This window comes from Bowmanella yangjiangensis, from assembly GCF_017255015.1.
GTDB classification, from domain to species: domain Bacteria; phylum Pseudomonadota; class Gammaproteobacteria; order Enterobacterales; family Alteromonadaceae; genus Bowmanella; species Bowmanella yangjiangensis.
This window is the reverse complement of sequence record NZ_JAFKCS010000038.1, coordinates 1-9,889: the sequence shown is the minus strand read 5'-3', so window position 1 is coordinate 9,889 and position 9,889 is coordinate 1. Positions and strand designations below refer to the sequence as shown.

Annotated in this window: 8 protein-coding genes; 7 read left to right on the top strand and 1 reads right to left on the bottom strand. The window is 55.9% G+C overall.

Annotated features, from left to right (window positions below; all coding sequences use genetic code 11):
• Positions 1–173: 173 nt before the first annotated feature.
• The 7 genes from J0A65_RS20420 to J0A65_RS20390 all read left to right on the top strand — a co-directional run bounded on the left by J0A65_RS20420 (position 174) and on the right by J0A65_RS20390 (position 8,611).
• Entirely contained in the window at positions 174–974 is an 801-nt protein-coding gene (locus J0A65_RS20420; RefSeq protein ID WP_206596190.1) for a DUF4123 domain-containing protein, read from the top strand.
• Positions 971–4,912, top strand: a complete 3,942-nt coding sequence (locus tag J0A65_RS20415) for a toxin VasX (protein WP_206596189.1) — start codon at positions 971–973, stop codon at positions 4,910–4,912. Before J0A65_RS20420 ends, J0A65_RS20415 begins: the two co-directional genes overlap by 4 nt.
• A gap of 3 nt (positions 4,913–4,915) precedes the next feature.
• Positions 4,916–5,956 carry a hypothetical protein gene (locus J0A65_RS20410; protein ID WP_206596188.1) on the top strand — a complete coding sequence of 347 codons (1,041 nt, stop codon included), beginning with the start codon at positions 4,916–4,918 and terminating at the stop codon, positions 5,954–5,956.
• Positions 5,940–6,158, top strand: a complete 219-nt coding sequence (locus J0A65_RS20405) for a hypothetical protein (protein WP_206596187.1) — start codon at positions 5,940–5,942, stop codon at positions 6,156–6,158. Before J0A65_RS20410 ends, J0A65_RS20405 begins: the two co-directional genes overlap by 17 nt.
• An 8-nt stretch (positions 6,159–6,166) precedes the next feature.
• On the top strand, positions 6,167–6,919 hold the full coding sequence (locus J0A65_RS20400; protein WP_206596186.1) for a hypothetical protein: 753 nt from the start codon (positions 6,167–6,169) through the stop codon (positions 6,917–6,919).
• Positions 6,920–7,383: 464 nt separating this feature from the next.
• Positions 7,384–7,863: a hypothetical protein gene (locus J0A65_RS20395; protein WP_206596185.1), complete on the top strand. Its 480-nt coding sequence runs from the start codon at positions 7,384–7,386 to the stop codon at positions 7,861–7,863.
• 100 nt (positions 7,864–7,963) lie between these two features.
• Complete coding sequence (locus J0A65_RS20390) at positions 7,964–8,611, top strand: hypothetical protein (protein WP_206596184.1); 648 nt, start codon at positions 7,964–7,966, stop codon at positions 8,609–8,611.
• Positions 8,612–8,809: 198 nt separating this feature from the next.
• On the opposite strand, the gene J0A65_RS20385 is transcribed toward J0A65_RS20390, so the two are convergent.
• Positions 8,810–9,511 carry a hypothetical protein gene (locus tag J0A65_RS20385; protein WP_206596183.1) on the bottom strand — a complete coding sequence of 234 codons (702 nt, stop codon included), beginning with the start codon at positions 9,509–9,511 and terminating at the stop codon, positions 8,810–8,812.
• Between the last annotated feature and the right edge of the window lie 378 nt (positions 9,512–9,889).

Sequence of the window (9,889 nt, the reverse complement as noted above, 5' to 3'; positions counted from 1 at the left end):
CCTGGCGCGGTGAGGCCGGCGGATGCGGATGTGCCGGGAGCATTGCTCAAGCAGCGCCTGCGTGAAGAGTTGCCCATCGTCGAGCTCTGTCAGAAACCCAAGGGTGGAACCCCTATGCAATGCCCGCTATCCGACTGTCCCTGCCGTAAGGCCATGACTGCTGGAGCCAGCGTATGAGCACAGGGCATTGGCTGTTGCTGGAGCGCACGGAACATTTGCTGCCCGACCTGTATCGACTTGGCGAGAACCCGGATCCTATACGCCTGTTCGACGGCACAGAACTGGCCGCTTGCGAGGAAGAAAGCCCCCTGCTGATCGATGCACAGGCCAATCCCTCACTGCTTGCTGCCGTGCAGAATGAACCGGCCTCCTGGCCCGGCCTGCAGCTTGAAATCACGGGACCAACCGAAGGCCTGTTGGCCCACCTGCGTCATATCCTGTTCATCCGCTTCGATCAGGAGCGCCGCGGCGTACTACGCTACTCTAGGCCACGTACCGCCAGTTACTTCTTCCCTGCCAATGATGAGGAAACACGCCCCCTGTGGCTCGGCCCGATACAGCGGCTGACCTGGTATGGCGGCACCTGGCACGACCGCGCCGACGGCCGCGAAGCCTGGCAGCACATCGAAAACCGGCAGGCACAGGAATGGCACTCCGGAACCACCACGCATGAACTGCATCTGCCCCCCAGACAGGAACAAGCGCTGCAACGTCAACAGGGCGAGCACTTTCTTTACCAGTGGTGGGAACGCCAGAGTGGCATTGCCTTCAAAAGGGCCTGGGACTACCTGAATGCGGGTATGCAGGCCGGCTTTGTGACAGCTGAGTCGCTACACACCTACCTCGACCTGCGGCATGCCAGCCCACACGCTACGTCGCCAGACGTACTCCCGCCCGGCACCAATCAGGAGCGCCTTGACGCTCTCGCCAGACACCTGACCCAGAATACGACCGACAAGGAAAGCAGCGTATGAGCAACAACGTATGCGCACTGAGCAAAGGCGCCGCCTGCGAAGCTGGCAAGCTCATCGTCCAGGTAGTGGGCAAGGATCACCCGACTACCCAGAAGCTGGTGATCTGCGATGAAAAGAATGCGCCACTGACCAGTCTGACTCAGCAAGACAAACCGGAGATCCAGAGCAGCGACAGCTTCAGCAGCGTGCTGCATGTGTGGGACTGGGAGGGCCAGCCCAAGCGGACTTTGTGCCTGGAAATCGAAACGGAAAGTGGAAACCCCATTCGCCTGCCTCTGCTGGATGACGCCAAGAGTACGCCCAGGCAGGAAGACAGACAGTGGAACCAGGTCGTCCCCATCATCCCCATGACCCCCATACGCGGTGTAGATAATGATAGAGATCAAGGGGTTCCCGTACTGGGCAGACCGGGCTATCTCTACGTGTTCTACCAAGGCAAGCTCTGGCGAGAACTGGAAATTCGTCAGGCAGAAGATGGCACGACGACCTATCACGACATTGATCTACGCGCGGTCCGAAAACAAGATGGTTTCAGCTCAGGCTCGCGCACAGCACGCGGTAAGGGCCTGAAAGAAGTCTGGCTACCGGCTCGCTGGAACAATCGAAAAGTCGATGACCTACAACTGGCCTATGCCGAAGTCCAGCTCCCTGCACCGCGCCTCCAGCGCCTCGAACAGGATGCCTCGTTGCGTGCCCAGCGCTGCCAGAGTATCGACACTCAGATATCTGCGCAGGAGTTCAGACGCCTCGCTAACGGCCCGGACAACCGAGCCTTGGCAAGAGGCATAATCGCCAGCGCGATCCTGAATAACCCGGCGGCCGCACAAGCTGCGGTGAATGCCGAAGCAAGCCGTCACAACCTGGCCAACCGGTTGTTCCCCTTGAGCCTGGCCAAGCCTCAACGTCCTCGCGCAGCCCCGCATGAACTGCAGTTCGACCACCCAGCCGAATACCTGCATGATTTAAGTGGGGAATACCCTGCCACTTGTCATAGTCGGGCACGTGCCTTTCTCGATCGCTACAAAACAGGCCAGACACCCAACCCACGCAGCGCACCTGAAATGGATGCACTCAACCTGTGCATGGAGCGTGAACTGCTTCCGCAGCGCGCAGCCGCGCCACAGAAGAGTTCGGCGTCAGCCAACGCCCCCTCACCGGAACAACAGTTGGTCGAAGCCGAAAAGGCCTGGCAATCACTACCGGCATCAGCCGACATGCTTGCCGATGCCCGAACCCGGCAAATCGCAGCAGTGATGGTCGAGGACGATCTTTATCGTCTACGTCAGTTGAGCGGACGTATGGATGCCGCTCAGCAACGTGTGCACTTGGCAGCAGAACTAGCCACCCAGCAGCCTCATCACGCCAGCGCGATGCTGGTCAGCAACTTCATTCTGCCGACACATATCGACGGCCAGAAAAACCCTTTAAATCAATTCGCGGAAAACCTGGACAGCGAAGGGCGACAGCGAGTCCAGCATGACCTCGGCACCCCGCTGAAAGGAGACATCGAGCGGTACCATCGCAAAGCTCGCGAGTGTCTGACCACGTGTATGAAGAGTCACCAAACCCAGCAGACGCTCGGCGATTTGTTTTGCCTGGAAGGTTTCGACTACCTCGGCGCCTTTGCCATTACCGGCCAATGCATGACAACGCTGGCCAAGCCATTCAACGACCCACTGAATTTCACTCTAGGCCGTCCGGCAGCAGGCAAAGCAGAGCGCCTGTTGATGGGTCTCGTCAGAAACAAGAGCAACCCGCTACATGCCATGCTCTGGCCCGAAGTCGAGCCACAAGCCTGCTTCGCCCCCTATGTGGCACCCACTACCCCCGAACAAAACCTCGGTGACGGCCGCTTCCGTCCACAAGCCTTGGCGGCCCTGGAGCGTTCCACGTTGCCAGACCTGCAGAAGCTTGAGTTACTGGAGGCTAGACTATTGGTGGCGGGTGCCGAGCGTGGTGATTTCAAGACCTTGCTCAGCGTTGAGAAAACGGTGGCAGCCACGATGACCGTTCTGGGTAACTTCTGGGCCGTGATGGACGATGTTCTACGTGCCGAGGCCAGCCTTGCGCAGGCGCGTCAGAATCGCGACCAGCAACAGGCCGAGGTCGACAAACAGAACCAACGTACCTCGCGAATTCAACGGCATACGGCAAGTAGAAGTCGATTAGCGCATCTGGCACTGTACATAGACCCCAGCGCATACAACCAGGTCATGGGCATGATCCGAGGATCACTGCCAGAAACGCTCGGTGACCTTCACTTTGAACGCAGCGGCCGGGTCAATGAGCGCGAGCACTATACGTTTCCCGTTGATCTGCTAGGCGAGGAAATGACTCAACAGCAAGCCATCCGCATGACCGGAAGCCTGTTCGACGGGCACGGCAATCCCATCGCCACCACTAATATCGATACTGCACGGCAAGCGGGCATGCCACTGCAGAAACTCGACGTTTACCGGATGGTGATGTCCAAACAACATGCCACTGCCGCACGCATGCAGGCCGTAAAACGAAGACTGAGGGAACAGTATCAGGCCCAGTTGCGCCTCGTGGAACAACAGGCCGCTTACGACCAGGCGAAGGCGTCTCCTCACCTCAACCAGGCCAGCGAAGCACGACGCGGCATCTATCGACTGCTTAGCACGCCCATCATGCCGGCATTGTTGACAATGGTTGAGGTGTGGAATGTGAAGGCAGAGATAGCTTCCTTCGAGTCAGTTGAAAGAACTCGTGGCGGTAACAGAGCGCGTTTGGGATACATAGGCGCTATATATGATTTCGCTCTTGCCTTAGAGATTCTCTCTGAACGAATTGCCCACGATATCCGCACCTACCGCCAAGCCACCATCTTTACCCGTGGCATGGATAGCGTTGCTAAGGCATTGGATCACAAGCTGTGGAAGATACCAGGAAGTCAAGGCAGGATATTCGCCACCCACCTTACCGGACGGGTTCTACTCAACGCTGGTACAGCTTTCCTTTTTGCCGCGCTGAGCGTCAGTGACGCCATGCATGAATTCGCCCTCGGCGATGAGGCCGGCTGGGGGTATGCGGTCATGGCGCTCGGTGGTGTCTCCATATTCGCTGCCACCTTCATGGCCGGCCCCGCCGCAGGCGCTCCCCTGTTGGCCCTGGGGCCGGCCGGCTGGGCCACCGCCATAGGCCTGGCGCTGGTACTCGCCGGCGCTGCTCTGGTGTGGTGGCTGGACGACACACCTCTGGAGGAATGGCTCAAGCTCGGCCCCTATGGCCAGGCAGACCAAGGCCTGATGTCTCGCCTGGTCGGTAGCAAGCGTCCTGCCCACCTGCAGGATCCGCAGGAGGCCTTCTACCGCCTGGTCAGTCTGCTGGCCGGCATCCATATCCGCGTCGAGGCCAACCCACACCATGCCGAGGCCTTGCAGGGCCACCCAGGCAGCGACCCGGAAGAACGAGCCTGGTTCTACAGCATGCGCAGAGCCAATATCCGTATCAGCATAGAAAGCAACCTGCCTGGCCTGGTGAGCTCTCTGGGGCGCAGCCAATTGCGCGGCGGCACCTGGCTGCGCCTTCTACGTTTCGACACACCCACAGCAGGCCATCCGCTGCTGGCAGAGCAAAGCAGCATAGAGGTGGAGTTGCCCCCTGGACAAAACTTCAATCTGGGGGGCAGCCAATCAACAGGGGCTCAGACCCCGCCCAGTTTCGTCGCCCAGCGCCAGGTTCCGGGCGGAGTAGAGCTTTATATGGAACAGCCGACCGTGGCCCGCAGCGCTCCCTATCGCTATGACTGGGCCGTACGCGCCCAATTGCAGGTCGACGACGGCCAACGCCAATGGGTATTCCCTGCCCCGTTGCCTGTAGACCCGCTGCGTTATGATTCTAAAAACCACGCTAAACCGGATTATCGCAATGTCGGTAAGGCCTTCTGGGCCGACGAGCACAACAACAGGCCTTGAAAAATGCCCGAGATGGACAACCAGAACACCCTATACGCCGCCACGGCCCATGACTCACGGCAACTCCCGGAACAAGCAGCACAAGTCAGTGACCATGCTGGACGCCTCTGCATGCGCCTGCCCTGGGGCAATACACAGGAAGTCGCGCCGTTGACCTTTATCGAAGACGACTCACCAGCCGAGCTTCGTGAGGAGGAAGAAGAAGAAAGTAGAAACCCAGGTAGCCGTGCCCGCAAACAGGAAAAGTTCCATAACGCCTGTGACCATATTCGGTATCGTCAAGCACGCGCTTCTGCATGGACTCAGCTGTGGATTTTTATAGGAAGTATTGGTAAAGGATTTTTTTTAATATGGACTGGTTTATTAGCAGTTGGATTTCTATTGCTTCTACCCGTAGACCAGTCACCCTGGCTACATCAATTGGAAAGCACCTTTGATATGTGGTTATGGGTTGCAATCCCATCGTTGACGGCATGGTTAGCTGCACATATTGCATTCTTTTACCTTCCAAGGACTTTCATAATCACCCCCTCCAAAGGCCCTCTCTGGGAACTCAATCGTCAAACCGGCATGGTCACCGTCTTCGCCCGCAAGCCAGGGCAGTTCAAGGAGCAGGGTTATGACGGGGACTTTATCCGTCCCTTCCATGAGTTCGACGCCTATGTCCATATGCTGCCCACGCGCCAGGGCATGCCGCTCTACTCCCTGCATCTGGTGCATCGCTACCAACCGGTGGCCATCGACTTCATGCCCCTGATCGGCCGACAAAGCTCCGACAAAAACAGTCTGGCCCTGTGGGACATGTGGCAGAACTATATGGATATCAGCAAGCCGTTGCCGGATATCCCTGTGTTAGAGGAGTTCCGTCACCTTGACCCCACCACCGCCGAGCACGACCGCCGCACCGGCCGCCCCGAGCGCTACTGGCGTGATATGGACGACCGCACCTTCAAGGCCGCGATACTGGCGATGCAGGATCGTATCAACCAGCTCGATGCACTCAGCCGCCCCAACCTGATGGCCCAGCATGTGCAATACCTCTGACACCTTTGCCGCCACACCCGGCCTGGATAGACCACACAAGGCAGGGGATAGCCAGGGCTTTCCAGGCGGACGGGTTAGCTACCTGGCGCCACTGCCACTACCAACGGGTGAGCCTCCCCATGACTACGCCCATGCGGTAGGCGCAGTAAATGATGTATATCTCAGCCTTGGTGTTGGCATGCCACACGCTTATTGCTTATGAGCAGTACCTTGAACAAATTTACCCAGGCTCTCCCCTGGAGCCAGTCCATCGAACTTCCAGACCACCATCAGTGGAAGCACACTAATCAGCATGCGTTGCTGGAGTGGAAAATCAAGGCAAGGTCTTATAATACGACCGTCGCAAACTCCATGTTTATTTTCCTCTTTCTATTCACCACTATATTATTTGGGTGGATGGGCGAGATATTTAACCCTAACTCTTCAAAGTCCATAGCAATAGGAATACCATTTTACATATTAACCATGGCGGCCATTTACGGCACAACTCATCAAAAAACAAAATTTGCTTATCGCCTGACCGAAACGGGCATAGAGGTCTGCGAGTGGAAAGCGCCAGGTAAAGGCTGGATAATCACTTTGAAATGGCTTACGGCTATTGCCGCTATCGCCGTTCTATTCATTGTCGCACTGGACCCATCGACCTTTTGGGTCGCACTCGCCGGGCCTGGCGGCATAGGGCTACTTTATCTAGGGCTGGCTAACTCCAGCAAATTCCAAGAAATGCATACCGAGTATCATCATCGTACCCATGAGTGGGCACGATATAAAAAAATCTCTATTCATTCAAGCCGCCCAGTCATAGGACTGCACTTCGATTACTTCAACACACACTTTCAGGCTATGGACAAAGGCACACTGTTCTTATTCTGCAAAAAGCAACAGCTAGCCGCCGCTCTAAGAGAAATAAATCGAAAACGCCCTGATCTACAACCAATCAATGAGTCATTTGACATCTACTAATAACCACCTAAAGAATGTACTCTAGTCGCGACTGTAGCAGAGGCAGAGCGGGCTTCAGAAAGATAAAATGCTCCACCTTGGCAGGTGCCAAAATCGAGCAATGATCGCTTATGAGCAGTGCCTTGAAAAAACTCTTACAGGCTCTTCCTTGGAATCAGCCCGCACGCAAATGAATATGTGGACTGGCCGTTCTATATTTTCCGGATCAACGCAACTTCGATAGACACATCATTCTCATCCGCGAACGACCAAAAGGACTCCCACTAAAAGAAAAGAGCACCTCGGTACTGCCACTCTAGTTTCAAAATCCGGCACTACTATTTTGCTCTCTTCACAGAGCGACTGCTTACTTCCCTTGCAGATGCCTCATGCACGCAAAATGGTGCAAGCTCTTCTAACAGCAGAAGTACGACAAACAGACACAAAATTCTTGCCTACAACCAATATCATCACAAGGAAGAATCATGCCACAAGCAACTTGGAACCCTGCACAATACCTCAGCGTCATGTCCTGGGCTATGTTCAGCACAACGACAACGAGCATCCTACTCGCGCTTATCTTCTTTCCCTTAACTAATCTGGGCGCTTATCTAGCCGGCTGGCCCATCGGGTTATCCATTACCGTGAATGTCATTCTATTCATTGCTGCTTCACTCGCACGACGCGACCAATATGTATGCGTCTCCTTGACAGCCGAGGGAATTCGATACACTGACGAATCCGAATCCTACCGTCGCAACGAACGGCTTCGTGCCAGTGATATCAAGAAGATCCGCGTTCGACGCAATCCATTCTTCAAGTCGCTGACGATCGACATGAAGGAAGACAATCAACGCTTCTTTCTGAGCAATGTATCTCTCACAGAGAATTTTCTGACGGAAGCCAATACGCTCATCAACCAAGCAGCGGGTAACGCCCCGCAAACTGGCCTGCAAAAGGCATAGGCGAGCGAACACCGCACCGCAAGAGACCACCTAATTCAGTGTCACAACCAGTGTGGTTACACCGTTTTTAGGCCTCTCCCTTGCACGGCCACATAGCACTATGAATGCACTGATAAAGGTTTTCCCGGATAGCATTTTTACCGTCGATGACACTGACAGCGTTTCAATGATCGAACGCCACTCTGCCACGTTCATGACGCATGTGCTGAGATGGGGATGGTTAGTACTTCTTCCGGCTTTTATCGCGTCACTCCACGTCGACGTAGCAGGGCTTACGGTCACATTGTTCTGCCTGTTGGGGGGATATCCGATCATTGCGTTGGTAATCGCGAACTGGATATTTCCCGACACCACCTACGAGGCCCACTTCGACGCTGAGGGGCTTCATCTGGCCATCGGCCATGCGCAAGACCTGACGGCCCATGCCAGTATTTTCGTTCCTTACCGGGAGATCACGGAACTGGTGACTCGTGACCATTATCGAGATATGGGCCGATACGGCACCACATGGGTTCGTAAGTACATCATCAAAATGAAAGTGCCATACGGCGAAAAGCCTCACCTGCAGATCAACACCAAACGCAGTGCGGAGTCGGTGTATTCCGTTTTGAGCAGAGTTGCTCAACTGCCTGCGGCACAACACATTCGCATACCGCCGATGATTACCATTGGCGATCCGCCCTTCAGCCCAGCAAGAAGACGTGAACAACGCGAAGAGCGAGAGAGGCGTCTACGCGGAGAGGTGTAAAGGGTAGAGAGCACAAAGTTGCCGACGGGCATAACCCAGCCTAGATGGCGAAGTTCAGTCCCATTGGAACCTTCTGCCCGTACGACCTGTAACGCTCCATCATCGAGATATTTGCAGAGGTGCGAAACAAGCTCCTTAGGAGTGGCTTCATGCCGAACATGCGTCAACACAAGGCCTTGGCCGACCTCCTGATGGCGCCTACGCACCCACCTGCTCATTGCCAATCGGCAACTTCAGACGTTCGAGCCGGTGGCTGGCAGCCTTCAGCGTAAGCTGACCGTCCAGAAAACTTGGCCCATAGATGCTCGCGTCTATATGAGCATGCTGCGGGTGGGCCAGGCGCGTGGCTGGGGAAAAGCTCATCCGACGGCCAGTCTTCAGCAGCAGTAACAGGTCGCGCGGACGACTGTCCTTGGAGTAGAAGCTGTGTTGCTGCAAGCCGAGCATGCGAAGGCGGAAAGCTGCATCGGGTGTACCGTTGCGATCCAGCCGCAGTAGATCGAGCTGGAGGCCATCGGCCAGCTCGGTTCTGTTCAGAACCTCCACATACTCAAGGTTCAGCAGCAATTGCAGCACGGCATTCAGCGGCTCCTCTGGCAGCGGCCTGAAAAATTCACAACCTGCGAGCCAGAGCATGCGCAAAGCGAGATAGCCAAAGAGTATGCCGATAATCAGGCTTAACAGCACATGCCTGTTGACGCTCCCCTGATCGCAGACCCGCGTTCCGCGCATGCCGCGAGCGGCCTGAGTAACGCAGCCACCGGCGTCACGCGCTGGCTCAAAGGCCAGCCACAAGAAACTCATGCTTATCGCCGTCATTATCAGCAGTACCAGCATGAATGTGCCGCTGCCGCTGGACGTCAGTCGGCCCCAGCGTTCGCCGATCCTGATCTTCAACATGCAGCCGAGCTCTGTTTGCGCAGCGCGGTCAGTGGTGTGCCGCGACAGTAGCGAGCCAGCCGAATTTCCAGGGTGGCAAGCAGGAGAAGAGAGAGGATCAATCGGTTATTCATGAAACATCCTTGTTGAATCAGTTGTCCGTTTAGCCTAGGCAGGCCCGTCAGGACGTATCTCAAAGCGCTATACGAACATATCTCACGCAAGGCATGCGGCCCAAACTCAGGTCACGACTCTGCGAATCTCGTCATATCAGAGCTCAAGCGGGGCCCTGACCGAATGCATGCAGACTAGTGCTGCGCTTGTTGAACCATCTTGCGGCCATGCGGAATCAACAACATCAAAACCAGCATCCCCAACACTCCCGCCCCAACGAACAGC